This window comes from Nesterenkonia sandarakina, assembly GCF_014138825.1.
GTDB classification, from domain to species: domain Bacteria; phylum Actinomycetota; class Actinomycetes; order Actinomycetales; family Micrococcaceae; genus Nesterenkonia; species Nesterenkonia sandarakina.
On record NZ_JACJIH010000001.1, the window covers coordinates 293,599 to 310,088 of the forward strand.

13 protein-coding genes and 1 rRNA gene are annotated in these 16,490 nt (G+C 66.6%); 12 read left to right on the forward strand and 2 right to left on the reverse strand.

Going from position 1 to position 16,490, the window contains the following annotated elements:
• Positions 1 to 8 precede the first annotated feature (8 nt).
• Genes argB through HNR24_RS01370 form a run of 4 tightly spaced genes read left to right on the forward strand, consistent with a single transcriptional unit; the run spans position 9 to position 3,811 of the window.
• Positions 9 to 953, forward strand: coding sequence for an acetylglutamate kinase (argB, locus tag HNR24_RS01355; RefSeq protein WP_179442709.1), 945 nt, complete (start codon positions 9 to 11; stop codon positions 951 to 953).
• Positions 950 to 2,338 carry an acetylornithine transaminase gene (locus tag HNR24_RS01360; protein WP_182494782.1) on the forward strand — a complete coding sequence of 463 codons (1,389 nt, stop codon included), beginning with the start codon at positions 950 to 952 and terminating at the stop codon, positions 2,336 to 2,338. Before argB ends, HNR24_RS01360 begins: the two co-directional genes overlap by 4 nt.
• A complete protein-coding gene (gene argF / locus HNR24_RS01365; RefSeq protein WP_182494783.1) occupies positions 2,335 to 3,309 on the forward strand; it encodes an ornithine carbamoyltransferase in 975 nt (324 codons plus the stop codon). Before HNR24_RS01360 ends, argF begins: the two co-directional genes overlap by 4 nt.
• Position 3,310: 1 nt before the next feature.
• Positions 3,311 to 3,811: an arginine repressor gene (locus HNR24_RS01370; RefSeq protein WP_058887170.1), complete on the forward strand. Its 501-nt coding sequence runs from the start codon at positions 3,311 to 3,313 to the stop codon at positions 3,809 to 3,811.
• Positions 3,812 to 3,902: 91 nt separating this feature from the next.
• On the opposite strand, the gene HNR24_RS01375 is transcribed toward HNR24_RS01370, so the two are convergent.
• The gene (locus HNR24_RS01375) at positions 3,903 to 4,361 is read right to left on the reverse strand and encodes an ankyrin repeat domain-containing protein (protein WP_182494784.1); all 459 of its coding nucleotides are present in this window, start codon (positions 4,359 to 4,361) and stop codon (positions 3,903 to 3,905) included.
• A 166-nt stretch (positions 4,362 to 4,527) separates the two neighbouring features.
• Between HNR24_RS01375 and HNR24_RS01380 the strand changes: the two genes are divergently transcribed.
• The 3 genes from HNR24_RS01380 to HNR24_RS01390 are packed head-to-tail and all read left to right on the forward strand — an operon-like array spanning position 4,528 to position 8,137.
• Positions 4,528 to 5,766: an argininosuccinate synthase gene (locus HNR24_RS01380; protein WP_058887169.1), complete on the forward strand. Its 1,239-nt coding sequence runs from the start codon at positions 4,528 to 4,530 to the stop codon at positions 5,764 to 5,766.
• Between the two features lie 17 nt (positions 5,767 to 5,783).
• Positions 5,784 to 7,277, forward strand: a complete 1,494-nt coding sequence (gene argH / locus HNR24_RS01385; RefSeq protein ID WP_375139285.1) for an argininosuccinate lyase — start codon at positions 5,784 to 5,786, stop codon at positions 7,275 to 7,277.
• 59 nt (positions 7,278 to 7,336) lie between these two features.
• On the forward strand, positions 7,337 to 8,137 hold the full coding sequence (locus tag HNR24_RS01390) for a lytic transglycosylase domain-containing protein (protein ID WP_058887167.1): 801 nt from the start codon (positions 7,337 to 7,339) through the stop codon (positions 8,135 to 8,137).
• Here the strand turns inward: HNR24_RS01390 and ykgO are convergent.
• Positions 8,097 to 8,219 (reverse strand): type B 50S ribosomal protein L36, encoded by a 123-nt coding sequence (ykgO, locus tag HNR24_RS01395; protein WP_083504506.1) that lies wholly within the window; start codon positions 8,217 to 8,219, stop codon positions 8,097 to 8,099. The genes HNR24_RS01390 and ykgO overlap by 41 nt on opposite strands.
• Before the next feature lie 88 nt (positions 8,220 to 8,307).
• On the opposite strand from ykgO, the gene HNR24_RS01400 reads away from it, so the two are divergent.
• The 5 genes from HNR24_RS01400 (at position 8,308) to HNR24_RS01420 (ending at position 16,248) form a co-directional block, all read left to right on the forward strand.
• Positions 8,308 to 9,378, forward strand: a complete 1,071-nt coding sequence (locus HNR24_RS01400) for a GTP-binding protein (protein ID WP_058887166.1) — start codon at positions 8,308 to 8,310, stop codon at positions 9,376 to 9,378.
• 79 nt (positions 9,379 to 9,457) lie between these two features.
• On the forward strand, positions 9,458 to 10,195 hold the full coding sequence (locus HNR24_RS01405; protein WP_058887165.1) for a DNA-3-methyladenine glycosylase: 738 nt from the start codon (positions 9,458 to 9,460) through the stop codon (positions 10,193 to 10,195).
• A gap of 124 nt (positions 10,196 to 10,319) precedes the next feature.
• The gene (locus HNR24_RS01410) at positions 10,320 to 12,584 is read left to right on the forward strand and encodes a HelD family protein (protein ID WP_259392481.1); all 2,265 of its coding nucleotides are present in this window, start codon (positions 10,320 to 10,322) and stop codon (positions 12,582 to 12,584) included.
• Positions 12,585 to 12,639: 55 nt separating this feature from the next.
• Positions 12,640 to 13,956, forward strand: a complete 1,317-nt coding sequence (gene tyrS / locus HNR24_RS01415) for a tyrosine--tRNA ligase (protein WP_182496048.1) — start codon at positions 12,640 to 12,642, stop codon at positions 13,954 to 13,956.
• A gap of 767 nt (positions 13,957 to 14,723) precedes the next feature.
• Positions 14,724 to 16,248, forward strand: a 16S ribosomal RNA gene (locus HNR24_RS01420).
• Positions 16,249 to 16,490 lie beyond the last annotated feature (242 nt).

Sequence of the window (16,490 nt, forward strand, 5' to 3'; positions counted from 1 at the left end):
GGACCCCGATGACCTCCAGCATGAAACCCCGCGACGCCGGGAGCCTGAGCTCCGCCGGTGCCAAGGCCTCCGTCCTGGTCGAGGCGCTGCCTTGGATCCAGAAGTTCGCCGGCGAGACGATCGTGATCAAATACGGCGGCAACGCCATGATCAATGACGAGCTGCGCCGCGCCTTCGCCGAGGACGTGGTCTTCCTGCGCCACGTCGGAGTCAACCCGGTGGTGGTCCACGGCGGAGGCCCGCAGATCAACGCGATGCTTCAGACCCTCGGGATCGAATCCGAGTTCCGCGCCGGGCAGCGAGTCACCACCCCGGAGGCCATGGAGGTGGTCCGGATGGTGCTCACCGGTCAGGTCGGCCGCGAGCTGATTGGACTGATCAACAGCCACGGCCCCTACGCCGTGGGTCTCTCCGGTGAGGACGCAGCCCTGCTGCGCGCCACCCGCAGCACCGTGGAGATCGACGGCGAGACCGTCGACCTCGGACTGGTCGGCGAGGTCAGCGGAGTCAACCCCGATGCGATCACCGACCTGCTCGACGCCGGACGGATCCCGGTGATCTCCACCATCGCCCCGGAATTCGACTCCACCGCCGAGAACGCCGCGCCCACCGGCGAGGTGCTCAACGTCAACGCCGACCTCGCCGCGGCCGCCGTCGCCTCCGCGCTCGGGGCGGCCAAGCTGGTGATGCTCACCGATGTGGAAGGCCTCTACGCGAACTGGCCGGACAAGTCCTCGCTGATCTCCTCACTGAGCACCACCGACCTGCGCGCGATGCTGCCCAGCCTGGAATCGGGCATGATCCCGAAGATGACCGCGGCGCTGAAGGCCGTGGAGGCGGGGGTCCCGAGGGCCCACGTGGTCGATGGCCGGGCGCCGCACTCGATGCTCCTGGAGATCGTCACCACCGAGGGCGTGGGCACCCAGATCGTTCCCGACGAGGAGGCGGCATGAGCCCGCAGACCCAGCAGAGCCCGCAGACCCAGCAGAACCCGCCGGAGGCGCGTGCCGCGGAGCCCACGAGTGCTGATCTCACCAGTGCGACGCTCGCGGTGGAGCCCGGGGAGCAGCTCCTGGCCCGCTACACCGAATCGCTGCTCGGGGTCTTCGGCACCCCGCAGCGCGTGCTGGTCCGCGGCTCCGGCGCCACGGTGTGGGACGCCGACGGCCGGGAGTACCTGGACCTGCTGGGCGGGATCGCGGTCAACGCACTGGGTCACGCCCACCCGCTGATCACCAGCGTGGTCTCCTCGCAGCTGAGCACCCTGGGGCACATCTCGAACTTCTTCACCAGCCCCACCCAGATCGCACTCGCCGAGAAGCTGCTGCAGCTCGCCCAGGCACCGGAAGGCTCCAAGGCGTTCTTCACCAACTCCGGCACCGAGGCCAATGAGGCCGCGTTCAAACTCGCGCGTCGCCATGGTGGAACCGACCGGCCCCGGATCATCGCCCTGGAGCACGGCTTCCACGGCCGCACCATGGGCGCATTGGCGATGACGCACAAGCCCAGCTACCGGGAACCCTTCGAACCGCTGCCCGGCGGGGTGGAATGGGTGCCCGCCGGGGACGCCGAGGCGCTGCGCGCGGCGGTGGATGAGACCGTGGCCGCTGTGATCATCGAACCCGTCCAGGGCGAGGCCGGTGTCCACGGTCACCCGGCCGGATACCTGAAGGCCGCCCGGGAGATCACCCGGGCCGCCGGGGCGCTGCTGATCTTCGATGAGGTGCAGACCGGGATCGGCCGCACCGGCTCCTGGTTCGCCTCTGCGCCCTCCGACTCTGCGCCCTCCGACTCTGCGCCGGCAGACCCCGCGCCGTCAGACTCCGCGCTCTCCGACTCCGCCCCGGCGGATTCTGACCCGGTGCTCCCGGACGCGATGACCCTGGCCAAGGGTCTCGGCGGTGGGTTCCCGATCGGGGCGATGCTCACCTTCGGGGAACATGCCAGCACGCTGCTGAACCCCGGCCAGCACGGCACCACCTTCGGCGGCAACCCCGCCGCCACGGCGGCTGCCCTGGCCACGCTGCACGTGATCGAGTCCACCGACCTGCTGCGCAAGGTCCAGCAGGTCAGCGAGCACACGGCCCGCGGCCTCGTCGGCCTGGACTTCGTCACCGAGGTCCGCGCCCACGGACTGCTGATCGGCTTCGACCTCGCCGCCGAGGACGCCGAGGCGCTTGCCCCGGCCATGGTCGCCGCCGCGCTGGAGGCGGGTTTCATCATCAACGCCACGGGTCCGAAGACGCTGCGCCTTGCTCCGCCGCTGATCATCAGCGTGGAGCAGATCCAGCAGTTCATCGACGCCCTTCCCGAGATCCACCGCAGGAGCACCTCATGACCGTCCGCCACTTCCTCACCGACCTAGACCTCAGCCCCGCCGAGCTGGATCAGGTGCTCACCCTCGCCGCGCATATGAAGGCCCACCCGTATGAGATCAAGGCCCTGACCGGGCCGCAGACCGCCGCGGTGTTCTTCGACAAGACCTCCACCCGGACCCGGTTCTCCTTCGCCGCCGGGATCTCCGCGCTCGGCGGATCCCCGCTGGTGGTCAACCCCGGCGAGTCCCAGCTCGGGCATAAGGAGACCATCGCAGACACCGCCCGGGTGCTCGATCGGATGGTCAGCCTGATCATCTGGCGCACCTACGCCCAGTCCGGGCTGGAAGAGATGGCTGCGCACAGCGCGGTCCCGGTGATCAACGCGCTCTCCGATGACTACCACCCCTGCCAGCTGCTCGCGGACCTGCTGACCCTGCGCGAACACCTCGGCGCCACGCAGGGCCGCTCGCTGGCCTATCTGGGGGACGCGGCGAACAACATGGCGAACTCCTACCTGCTCGCAGGGGTCAACGCCGGCATGGATGTGCGCATCGCCGGTCCCGCCGGTCACCTGCCCGAGCAGCGGATCATCGACGCTGCCCAGGCCCGCGCCGAGCAGACCGGTGCCAAGCTGCTGATCACCACGGATCCGGTCCAGGCGCTGACCGGGGCCGATTCGGTGGCCACCGACACCTGGGTCTCGATGGGCCAGGAGGAGGAGAAGCAGCAGCGGCTCCAGCTCTTCGGGGACTACCGGGTCGACGCCGCCGCCATGGCACATGCCGCACCGGGCGCCGTCGTCCTGCACTGCCTGCCGGCCTACCGCGGCGTGGAGATCAGCGCCGAGGTCATCGACGGTCCGCAGTCGGTGGTCTTCGACGAGGCGGAGAACCGGCTGCACGCACAGAAGGCCCTGATGGCCTGGCTGCTGGTGCGCTCCGGGCTTGCCGACGAGCACACCGAGGCGCTGGTCCGCGCGGGGGAGCGCTGAGATGGCGCCCACCACCAAGACCGCCCGGCACGCGAAGATCCGCGAGCTGATCACCCGCTCCCAGGTCCGCTCGCAGGCCGAGCTGGCCGAACGCCTCGCCGACGCCGGGGTCACCGTGACCCAGGGGACGCTCTCTCGGGATCTGGTGGAGATCGGCGCCGCCCGGGTGCGCGGAGCCCAGGGAGCGCTGATCTACGCGGTGCCCTCCGACGGACATGACCGTGAGCTGCAGGCCGATCAGACCGACGCGACGACGACGGCGCGGCTGATCGCGCTGTGCAAGGACCTTCTGGTCTCCGCGGAACCCAGCGCGAACCTGGTCCTCCTGCGCACCCCTCCCGGGGCGGCGCAGTTCCTGGCCAGCGCGGTGGACCATGCCGGGATCTCCGAGGTCCTGGGATGCATCGCCGGGGACGACACCATCATGGTGGTCACCACCGCCCCTGACGGAGGAGCCGCGGTGGCCCAGCGCTTCACCGATTTCGCCGAAGGTCGCGGCTGAACCAGCCCGGGAACGCGATGCGGCCCGAGGAGGCGAGTCAGCCCGGGCGTGCGGGCAAGCCGGAGCGCGTGTCCCAGTCTGAGTCGACGATTCAGCCCTGGTGGGAGTCAAGGATCGCGCGCATCGCGTCCAGGCCGAAGATCTCGGCCACGGCATAGGCGCTCTGGCGGCCCAGGCGTGGATCGGCGCCGGCGGCGAGCAGCGCCTTCGTGGCCACCTCGTTCTGCCGGAACACCGCGCAGCCCAGCGCGGTCTGGCCCTGATCGTTGACCCGGTCCACGTCGGCCTCGCGCGCCAGCAGGCTCTGGGCCTGCTCGGTGTGATCGTTGTAGACCGAGAGGATCAGCAGCGTGTCACCCTTCTCATTGCTCAGGTTCACCGGTACACCGCGGTCCACAAGGTCAAGCAGCTCCTCGGTCTTGCCCGCTCGGGCGAGGCCGAACATCGAGGCCAGGAACTCCATCTGTTCCTCGGTCAGCTCCGGCGCGCCGCCTGCGGGAGGCTGCTGGTTCTCTGAGTGATCTGCAGCGTGCTGGAAGTCCTGTGACATGGCCGCAAGTCTATCGGAGACCGGCCCAGGCACCCGGATCCCCAGGGGTAGCGAAGGCGATAACCTGACGGGGACCCCGAACCTCACCAAGACGCTTTATGCAGACCTGTGAATAATTATGTAGTCTGTATCCGAGCCAAAGTTCCGTTCCCCAAGGAGATTCGTTGTGACTGATCGTATTGTTCTCGCCTATTCCGGCGGCCTCGACACCTCTGTGGCCATCGGCTGGATCGCCGAGGCCACCGGCCAGGAGGTCGTGGCTGTCGCCGTCGACGTCGGCCAGGGCGGAGAGTCACTGGAGACGGTGCGTCAGCGGGCACTGGACTGCGGCGCCGTGGAGGCCTACGTGGCCGATGCGCGCGATGAGTTCGCCGATCAGTACTGCATGCCCACGCTGAAGGCCAACGGCCTCTACATGGACTCCTACCCGCTGGTCTCCGCGATCTCCCGCCCGGTGATCACCAAGCACCTGGTCGCCGCCGCCCAGCAGTTCGGCGCGACCACGGTCGCTCACGGCTGCACAGGCAAGGGCAACGATCAGGTCCGCTTCGAGGTCGGCATCCAGACCCTGGGCCCGGAGCTCAAATGCATCGCCCCGGTCCGCGACCTGGCGCTGACCCGTGAGCTCGCCATCGAATACGCCGAGAAGCACAACCTGCCGATCGAGACGACCAAGAAGAACCCCTTCTCCATCGACCAGAACGTCTGGGGTCGCGCCGTGGAGACCGGCTTCCTCGAGGACATCTGGAACGGCCCCACCAAGGACGTCTACGACTACACCGAGGACCCCTCCTTCCCGCCCTCACCCGATGTCGTCACCATCACCTTCGACCAGGGCGTGCCGGTGGCACTGGATGGGCAGACCGTGACCGCGCTGGAGGCCATCGAGCAGCTTAACCGCCGCGCCGGCGCCCAGGGTGTGGGTCGGATCGACATCGTCGAGGACCGCCTGGTGGGCATCAAGTCCCGCGAGATCTACGAGGCTCCCGGCGCCATGGCGCTGATCGCCGCGCACCGCGAACTGGAGAACATCACCCTGGAGCGCGAGCAGGCCCGGTTCAAGAAGACCGTGGACCAGCGCTGGACCGAGCTGGTCTACGACGGCCAGTGGTTCTCCCCGCTCAAGCGCAACCTCGACGCCTTCATCGACGAGACCCAGAAGTACGTCTCCGGTGAGATCCGGCTTGAGCTGCACGGCGGGCGCGCCACCGTGCAGGGCCGGCGCTCCGAGACCAGCCTGTATGACTTCAACCTCGCCACCTACGACGCCGGCGACGCCTTCGATCAGTCCAGCGCCCGCGGATTCATCGACATCTTCGGCCTCTCCTCCAAGGTGGCCTCCCAGCGCGAGCAGCGCATCCACGGCAAGCCGGACTTCTCCGGCCTCGGCAGCCTGGACCGCTGAGCATGAACCCGGAGGGCATGAACCCGCAGGGCGCGAGCCCGGATCAGCAGGATTCGCAGAGCAGACACGGCACCAACGAGGGCGCGCTCTGGGGCGGCCGGTTCGCCTCGGGGCCCGCCGATGCACTGGCGGCGCTGAGCAAGTCCACGCACTTCGACTTCCGGCTGGCCCGCTATGACATCGCCGGATCCCGGGCGCATGCCCGTGTGCTGCACCGCACCGGGCTGCTCGAGGATGCTGAGCTGACCGGGATGCTGGCTGCGCTGGATCAGCTCGAGGCCGACGTGCTCTCCGGGGACTTCACCCCGGCGGCCAGTGATGAAGATGTCCACGGAGCGCTGGAGCGCGGACTGCTCCAGCGCGCGGGTGAGGATCTGGGCGGAAAGCTGCGCGCCGGACGCTCGCGCAACGACCAGATCGCCACCATGGGGCGGATGTTCCTGCGCGATCACGCCCGGGTCATCGGTGCCGGGGTGCTCGGCACCATCGAGGCGCTGATCACCCAGGCCGAGGCGCACCCCAACGCGCCCATGCCGGGCCGCACGCACCTCCAGCATGCCCAGCCGGTGCTGCTGAGCCACCACCTGCTCGCCCATGCCTGGGCGCTGCTGCGCGACCTGCAGCGCCTCCTGGACTGGGACCGCCGGGCGGCCACCTCGCCGTATGGCTCCGGCGCGTTGGCCGGGTCTTCGCTGGGCCTGGATCCGCAGCGGGTGGCCGAGGAGCTCGGCTTCTCCCAGGCGGCCTGGAACTCCATTGACGGCACCGCGGCACGCGATGTCTACGCCGAGTTCTCCTGGGTCAGCGCCATGATCGGCGTGGATCTGTCCCGGATCAGCGAGGAGATCATCTTCTGGGCCACCAAGGAGGCCGGCTTCGTCACCCTCGACGACGCCTTCTCCACGGGCAGCTCGATCATGCCGCAGAAGAAGAACCCCGACGTCGCCGAGCTGGCCCGCGGAAAGTCCGGTCGCCTGATCGGGGACCTGACCGGTCTGCTGGCCACGCTCAAGGGCCTGCCGCTGGCGTATAACCGGGACCTGCAGGAGGACAAGGAGCCGCTCTTCGACGCGGTGGACACCCTGGAGCTGCTGCTGCCGGCAGTCTCCGGGATGATCGCCACCCTGGTCTTCCACACCGAGCGGATGGCCGAGCTGGCACCGCGCGGCTTTGCCCTGGCCACCGACATCGCCGAGTGGCTGGTCCGGCAGGGAGTGCCCTTCCGAGTGGCCCACGAACTCTCCGGTGAGGCCGTGCGGGTGGCAGAGGCCCGCGACGTCGAACTCTGGGACCTCACCGATGCGGAGCTCACCGGCATCTCTGAGCAGCTGACCCCCGCCGTCCGGGAGGTGCTGACCACCTTCGGTTCGCTGAACTCCCGGTCTTCCCGCGGCGGCACCGCGCCCTCGGCGGTGGCTGAGCAGCTCGAGGAGCTCAAGCTGCAGCTGGGCCCGATCCAGGAGTTCATCACCTCGGCAGGCAGCAACGTCGGCCCGGACCAGATCAGCTGAGACCGACTCGGAACCGGCAGCCCAGGGATGCCGCATCCCGGTGCTGCAATGATCCCCGCATGACGCAGATTCAGGCGCCGCAGCGCAGAACCGCCCCGACCGAGCTGGTCGGGGCGGTTCTCGCGGTGTGCGCGGCCCTGGTGCTCAGCGGCTGCGCCGAGCCACGGCAGGAACCGGCACCTGACTACCCCAGTGCCCCTGATCAGCGACTTCCGGAAGCCGCCGCCCCTGCCGCGGAGCCCGAACCGGGTCAGCCGTGGGCGCCGATCGCCGAACTCGCCGATGAGGCCTGGCTCGAGGCAGTCTCGGAGCGCACCGGGATCCCGCCGCGCGCGCTGGCGGCCTACACCGGGGCCGCGCTGCTGGTGTCTGAGACCAGGCCGGAGTGCGGACTGGGCTGGAACACGCTGGCCGGGATCGGCCAGGTCGAGTCTCAGCACGGCACCTATGCCGGGGCGCAGGTGGAATCCGACGGCCAGGTCTCCCCGGCGATCATCGGGCTCCCGCTGGACGGTGCTCCTGGACTGGCGGAGATCCCGGACACCGACGGCGGCACCCTGGACGGGGACCCGGAATGGGACCGCGCCGTCGGGCCGATGCAGTTCATTCCTGCCACCTGGGCGCTCTACGCCCAGGACGGATCCCGCAGCGGCGTCTCCGATCCGCACCAGTTCGACGACGCCGCGCTCACCGCCGCCGTGTACCTGTGCGAGAGCGGGGGAGACCTCACCAGCGATGAGGGCTGGGTGGCCGCCGTCGTCGCCTATAACCAGTCAGCGGTCTACGTCAACGACGTCGCCGGCCACGCCCAGGACTATGTCAGCCCTGGCGAGCCTTCAGCCGCGGATTCTTCTTATTGATCACATAGGTGCGTCCTCGCCGACGCACCACCTGTGAGCCGGGCTTGTTCTTCAAAGCGCGCAGTGACTTCCGAACCTTCATTATGTCCTCCTAGTGAGAATGCGTAGCATTAGCGTTAAGCATAGGGGAGAGAAGCTGCCATGGAGAAGTCAGTCGAAAGGGGCCCGGGATGAGCGCAGGAGAACCCAGAGTCCAGGTGGTCGCCGTGATGGGCGCCTGCGGCCCAGAGCGGAAGGACTACGCCGCAGGTCTCGCCGCGCAGCGGGGATCGATCCTGCTGCCGGCGGATCGCATCGCCGCCGATGACATGGCGCTGGAGTCCTCACTGCGGCTGCTGCAGATCGTGCCCAGCAGCGCCGAGCTGGTCGTGGAGTATCCGTTGGCGAGCGCGATCACCGAGGTGATCGGCTCGCTGACCTCATCGACCCAGGACCCTGGGGTGGGGGCGACGCTTGCGGAGGTGATCTGCGTCGTCGACGCCGCACACTTGCTCGATGACCTGTTCCGGGACGACTACGTGGTCCTCGACGCTGATCAGCGCTGGACGCACCCGGGGGAGCTGGCATATGTCTGCCGTGCCGAGGTGATCGTGAAGCAGATCGAATACGCCTCCACCGTGATGCTGGTGAACTGGCGCCGCGTCGATCCCGAGCAGCTCAGCGTGCTCACCGCGCTGGTGGCCCATCTCAGTCCGCAGGCGCAGGTCCGCTTCGCCGGGGAGCCGGCCGCGTGGACCTCGGGACCACCGGTGCCGGGATACTCCGGGGAGGAGGCCCGCGCCGGCTGGACCTGTCTGCTCAACGCAGACTTCCACCCCCGCCGTCGGCACGCTCGGGTCTCGGCCTTCCGCTATGACCAGCACCGTCCCTTCCACCCGGGACGGCTCAAATCGGTTCTGGACCTTCGCGTGGAGACCGAGGAGTTCGGCCGTGTGATCCGCTCGGCAGGGTTCGCCCGGCTCGCCAGCCGCCCGCACGTGACCGCGCAGTGGGAGCACATCGGAGCGGTCATCTCACTCTCCCCGCTGGCCTTCGATCATCAGCTCCAGTCCCCCGAGGAGCTGCTCGCCTTCGGTCAGGACATCGCCTTCATCGGCATTGACCTCGATGCGCCAGGGCTCACCGCCGCCCTGGACCAGGCCACGCTCACCGATGCCGAACTCTGCGCCGGACCCGGGCTCTGGCGCAGCTTCGGCGACCCCTTCCCGAGCTGGGATTCGGTGACCGAGACCGAGGACTGAACCGGCCAGGGGTTCCAGAGTCGGACTGGGGTTCCAGGGCCGGCCAAGGGGTCCAGTGCCTGTCTGCGATCATTGACGGATGAATTCTGAGACCCTGCATGCCCTCTTCGAGGGCCACGCCACCGTGCTGGCCCCGGCGCTGTTGGGCTGCGAGCTCACCGTGGAGACCGCGGAGGGAACGGTGCTGATCCGGCTCACGGAGGTGGAGGCCTATGGCGACCAGGGAGAAGATCCGGGCGCGCACAGCTTCAACGGCAAGACCGCGCGCAATGCGGCGCTCTTCGGGCCGCCGCGGCACACCTACGTCTACCTCAACTACGGCATCCACCGCTGCCTGAACCTGGCCTGCGGCCCGGAGGGCACGGCGGGCGGGGTGCTGCTGCGCGCCGGGGAGGTCCTGGCGGGCCGCGAGCTGGCGATCCAGCGCCGGGGCGGCCGGGAGACCGGCGCGAAGCTGCTCTCAGGTCCTGGTCGGTTGGGTCAGGGTCTGGGCATCACGCTCTCGATGGACGCTCAGCAGGTCCAGCTGCCTCCGGCGTCTCCGGTGCCTCCGGTGTCTCGGCCGCGCCAGGTGTCTCGGCTGTCCCCGATGCAGCCCCCGGCCCAGCGCTCAGCGGACTCGGATGCCCCGGCTCGGTTCACGCTGACTCCACCGACGGCGCCGGTGGACGCAGAGCGGATTCGCAGCGGACCGCGCGTCGGGGTCTCCGGAGAAGGTGGCAGGAGCGTCTACCCCTGGCGGTACTGGCTCGACGCTGATCCCAGCGTCTCGGCCTACAGGCCCGGGCGCAACGTTCCGGCAGAGGTCAGCCCGTAGTCAGCCCTCGATGACGTCATATTCGTCAGACCCGAATAGAGGTATGATTGATGGTCAGCAAATTTGCGACGGAGAGCTGCGCTGCTTGATGAGTGATTCACAGTCCTCGGCCACAGCCGAGATCATGCCTGAAGACAACGACGTTCCGGTGCCCGGCCTCGAAGCCGGTGTGGAGGAGGAGCGCGAGTACGTCGGGATGCTTTATCACCGGCTCGATGAGCTGCGCGCCGAGAAAGAGGCCCAGCTCGCGAAGGTCCGGCGAGTCGGCTCCCGCGGCACCATGCAGAACGCCTCGGAGCGCGATGCCTTCGCCGCGATGTACGAGGACCGGCTGGCTCAGCTCAACGCGGTGGACGACCGCCTGGTCTTCGGCCGGCTCGACCACGACTCCGGTGAGTGCCGCTACATCGGCCGGATCGGACTGACCTCTGCGAGCCACCAGCGCCTGATGCTGGACTGGCGTGCGCCCGAGGCCGGGGTCTTCTATCAGGCGACCGCCTTCGAACGCCAAGGCGTGCGCCGTCGTCGTCACCTGCTGCTCAAGCGCCGTGAGGTCCACGGGGTGGAAGACGACGTCCTCGACGCCAGCATGTTGGAAGAGGCCAGCCACAACCACGGCGACGGCGCCCTGCTGGCCGCGCTCACCGCGCGCCGCACCGGTCAGATGGGCGACATCGTCGCGACGATCCAGTCCGAGCAGGACCGGATCATCCGCGCCGATCTTCCCGGAGTCATGGTCGTCCAGGGCGGCCCGGGCACCGGCAAGACCGCAGTGGCGCTGCACCGCGCCGCCTACCTGCTCTACAGCCATCGCGACCGGTTGAAGTCTGCCGGAGTGCTGATCGTCGGGCCCAACACCACGTTCATGTCCTACATCGACCGGGTCCTGCCCTCCCTGGGTGAGACCGGCGTGGTGCTCTCCTCGCTCGCGGATCTCTTCCCCGGGGTGCACGGAACCCCGGAGCCGGACTCTCGGGTCGAGGAGATCAAGGGCCGCCTGGACTGGGTGGGAATCATCGGTGCCGCCGTGACCCACCGGCAGCGGACCATTCCCGATGTCCGGGACGTCACGGTGGACGGCACCCGGGTCGGGGTCACCCCGAAGATGGTCAACCGCGCCCTGGAGCGGGCCCGCGCCACCGGCAAGCCCTATAACGAGGCTCGCACCACCTTCGTGAAGGTGCTGGTGAAGGAGATCGCGGAGAAGCTCGAGCGGATCATCGAGAAGCGCTCCGAAGGCAACGACGCCGACCGGTCATACCTTCTCGAAGACGTCCGCAGCGCCCGCGATGTGCGGGTCCTGCTGAACCTGTGCTGGATGCCGCGCAGCCCGCAGGGACTGCTGGAGGACCTCTTCGCCAAGCCGAACTACCTCTCCGACGTGGCGCCGGAGCTCACCGCCGCCGAGCGCGAGCTCTTGCAGCGAACACCCGGAAGCCCCTTCACCAGCGCTGATGTGCCGCTGCTCGATGAGGCCGCAGAGCTGCTCGGGACCCTGGATGAATCCGCCGGACGCGAGGCGGCCCGGCAGAAGGCGGCCGCGGCGCGGTCGCTGGACAACGCTCAGCGCGCCGTGGAGAACGCCAGCCCGCAGCTCGAGGAGATGGGCATCGAAGGGTTCCTCGACGCCCAGGCCGTGGTGGACATGAACGCCGAGTCCGGTCCACGGCTGACCGCGGCGGAATGCGCGCAGGTGGATCGCTCCTGGACCTACGGCCACGTCGTGGTCGACGAGGCCCAGGAGCTCTCCGCCATGCAGTGGCACGTGCTCATGCGTCGCTGCCCGCTGAAGTCCTTCACGATCGTCGGTGACATCGCGCAGGGCTCCTCGCCCTCGGCCGCCGCGAGCTGGCAGCAAGCCATGGCGCCCTTCGTGGGGGAGCGCATGCGCGTGGAGGAGCTCACGGTGAACTACCGCACCCCCGGGACCATCCTCGAGCTTGCCGAACGCGTCGCGGAGGCCAACGGGCTGCACACCACCTCGCTGCGCACCGTGCGGGAGGGGGACTACCCGCCGGTGATCGAACAGGTGCCGGAGGACCAGCTGGTCACCGCCGCCACCGCCGCGGTGCGCGCTGAACATGACCGGGTGGGGGAGGGGCTGGTCGCGGCGATCGTTCCCGAGCGGCTGCGCAGCCTCACTCGCCGATCGCTGGTCGCGGAGTTCGGCGCCCGAGTGGGTCACGGGGCAGGCTCGCTGAGCGAGGACATCCTGGCGCTCTCCGCCGAGGAGGCCAAGGGCCTGGAGTTCGACGCCGTGGTGCTCGTCGAACCCGCCGAGATCCTCGAGGAGACCGCCGGCCGAGTGGGCAGTCTCTATGTGGCCCTGACCCGGCCCACCCACGCCCTGCATCTGATCGCCGCCCGGGAGCTTCCCGCCGGGTTCTGACCGAATCTGAGCCTTCCCAGACGAGAAGATTGGTAACGTACCTGCTGTGACCCAGATGAGCCTCGAATCCACGAACCCGGCGCTGGCCGCCCAGCGCAACGACGCAAGCTTCGAGTCGCTCTGGGAAGAGCTGAACTGGCGCGGGCTGGTCCACGTCTCCACCGACGCAGCCGCCCTGGAGCAGGTGCTCGCGGGAGAACCGATCGTCTACTACTGCGGCTTCGATCCCACCGCCGCCTCGCTGCACCTGGGTCACCTGGTGCAGCTGCTGACCATGCGCCGGATCCAGCTGGCAGGGCACAAGCCGCTGGCCCTGGTGGGCGGATCCACCGGGCTGATCGGGGACCCCCGGCCCTCCAGCGAACGCACCCTGAACACCCCCGAGGTGGTCGCCGGCTGGGTGGACTCGCTGCAGAAGCAGATCAAGCACTACATCTCCTTCGACGGAGAGAGCGCCGCCACCATGGTGAACAACCTGGACTGGACCCAGGGCGTGACTGCGATCGAGTTCCTGCGCGATATCGGCAAGTACTTCCGAGTCGGGACCATGCTGAAGAAGGACATCGTCGCCAAGCGGCTGAACTCCGAGGAGGGCATCTCCTACACCGAGTTCAGCTACCAGATCCTCCAGGGCTTCGACTACCTGCAGCTCTTCCGCCAGTACAGCTGCACGCTGCAGTTCGGCGGTTCCGATCAGTGGGGGAACCTGACATCGGGCACCGAGCTGGTCCGCCGCGCAGAGGGGGCCCAGGTGCACGCACTCGGGACGCCGCTGATCACCAACTCGGATGGGACCAAGTTCGGCAAGTCTGAGGGCAACGCCATCTGGCTCGACGCGCAGCTGTGCTCGCCTTACGCCTTCTACCAGTTCTGGCTCAACCAGTCCGATGCCGATGTGATCGACCGGCTGAAGGTCTTCACGTTCCGCACCCGCGAGGAGATCGCGGAGTTGGAGCGCTCAGTGCAGGACGCCCCCTTCAAGCGCGAAGCCCAGCGGGCACTGGCCTGGGATGTGACCTCACTGGTGCACGGGGAAGCGGCAACGACCAAGGTCATTGAAGCCTCCGGTGCGATCTTCGGCAAGGGTGAGCTCGAGGAGATCGACGAGCCCACGCTGCATGCGGTGGCCTCGGAGCTTCCGCACGCCAGCATCCCCGCACAGGAGGCGACTGCGGTGCGCCTGTTGGTGGACACCGGCCTGGTGAAGTCCAACGGCGAGGCTCGCCGGGCGATCAGCGACGGCGGCGCCTACGTCAACAACCAGAAGATCACCGACCCCGATGCCCTCGTGGCGGACTCGGTCTGGCTGCACGAGAAGTTCCTGCTGGTCCGTCGCGGGAAGAAGAACCTCGCGCTGGTCCATCGGGGCTGAGCTCCTCGAGCTCAGCAAACCCCCAGTTCGCGGGGATCCAGGGGTGTGACCGAGGTCGCAGCGGATCTGGTTTGCGCGCTGGTCTGAGCGTGTGTAAAGTTCTATCTCGTGCTCACGGGGGCACAGCGGAAAGCCGAGAGGCAGACCGGCTGGAACTCGGAGCGGATTTGATAACCACATAGCTTCACCCCCACCAGTGAGTTCCTCGCTTCGGCGGCCTGGGTTTTCGGACCAATCAGGCCCCACGCCAGCGAAGGGAAACCACTGATCAGGGGGTTCTCGTTCTACTGTTTTTATGGTGTTCATCTGGTGTTGACCTCGAGTTGACGCCAGCGAGGATCACGACGTAGAGTTGAGAACCGCGCAGACGACGAGCACCACGGTCTGGCAGACAGCGAATCTTCGCTGCAGCCGCGTGATGCGGATCGAGTCAGTCAACACGGTGGAAACGCCGAATTGACGATGCGGAAGCTTGTTGGTAAGCTTACAAAGTTGCTTCGGAGCGATTCAGGAAAACATAACTCCTGATGGTGCCGGTAGCGGTTGTTGTTTGAGAACTCAATAGTGTGCCAAGTTTGTTGATACCAAATTATTTATTTGGTTATAACAGTGACATTACCACCCCCGTGGTAGTGATCGCAAATTTAGCCAAGGATTCATTAAACAGGTGTCTGTGGCTGGTGATGAACGGATCGTGAGGGCCTTGTTTTTCTGGCAGGGTCTGGTCTGTTTGTTGTTGGTTGTGGATGCTTTCTCTTATTAATTTTTTAATGGAGAGTTTGATCCTGGCTCAGGATGAACGCTGGCGGCGTGCTTAACACATGCAAGTCGAACGATGAAGACCGTGCTTGCACGGTGGGATTAGTGGCGAACGGGTGAGTATCACGTGAGTAACCTTCCCTTAACTCTGGGATAAGCCCGGGAAACTGGGTCTAATACCGGATACGACCAGTCCTCGCATGGGGTGCTGGTGGAAAGATTTATCGGTTTTGGATGGACTCGCGGCCTATCAGCTTGTTGGTGAGGTAATGGCTCACCAAGGCGATGACGGGTAGCCGGCCTGAGAGGGTGACCGGCCACACTGGGACTGAGACACGGCCCAGACTCCTACGGGAGGCAGCAGTGGGGAATATTGCACAATGGGCGAAAGCCTGATGCAGCGACGCCGCGTGCGGGATGACGGCCTTCGGGTTGTAAACCGCTTTCAGCAGGGAAGAAGCGAAAGTGACGGTACCTGCAGAAGAAGCGCCGGCTAACTACGTGCCAGCAGCCGCGGTAATACGTAGGGCGCGAGCGTTATCCGGAATTATTGGGCGTAAAGAGCTCGTAGGCGGTTTGTCACGTCTGCTGTGAAAGCCCGGGGCTCAACCCCGGGTGTGCAGTGGGTACGGGCAGACTAGAGTGCAGTAGGGGAGACTGGAATTCCTGGTGTAGCGGTGAAATGCGCAGATATCAGGAGGAACACCGATGGCGAAGGCAGGTCTCTGGGCTGTTACTGACGCTGAGGAGCGAAAGCATGGGGAGCGAACAGGATTAGATACCCTGGTAGTCCATGCCGTAAACGTTGGGCACTAGGTGTGGGGAACATTCCACGTTTTCCGCGCCGTAGCTAACGCATTAAGTGCCCCGCCTGGGGAGTACGGCCGCAAGGCTAAAACTCAAAGGAATTGACGGGGGCCCGCACAAGCGGCGGAGCATGCGGATTAATTCGATGCAACGCGAAGAACCTTACCAAGGCTTGACATGGACCGGACCGCTGCAGAGATGCAGTTTCCCTTCGGGGTCGGTTCACAGGTGGTGCATGGTTGTCGTCAGCTCGTGTCGTGAGATGTTGGGTTAAGTCCCGCAACGAGCGCAACCCCTATCCTATGTTGCCAGCACGTGATGGTGGGGACTCATGGGAGACTGCCGGGGTCAACTCGGAGGAAGGTGGGGACGACGTCAAATCATCATGCCCCTTATGTCTTGGGCTTCACGCATGCTACAATGGCCGGTACAATGGGTTGCGATACTGTGAGGTGGAGCTAATCCCTAAAAGCCGGTCTCAGTTCGGATCGAAGTCTGCAACTCGACTTCGTGAAGTTGGAGTCGCTAGTAATCGCAGATCAGCAACGCTGCGGTGAATACGTTCCCGGGCCTTGTACACACCGCCCGTCAAGTCACGAAAGTGGGTAACACCCGAAGCCGGTGGCCTAACCCTTGTGGGGGGAGCCGTCGAAGGTGGGACTCGCGATTGGGACTAAGTCGTAACAAGGTAGCCGTACCGGAAGGTGCGGCTGGATCACCTCCTTTCTAAGGAGCTGGACCCGAGTCGGGTCCGCCACTTGATGTCACCGTTCGTGTGACTGGTGGTTTGCTCAAGGGTGGAATATCAACGAATCGTCATCATGGTCTTGGCGCTGGTTGCTCCGGTACGCCTGATCCTCACCTTGTGTGGGGGTCGGGTTGGGAAGAGAGTCAGTGCCTGGTGGTCATGGTGCTTGGCACACTGTTGGGTCCTGAGACAACAATGGTTGTTTCATGATCTGGCCCTC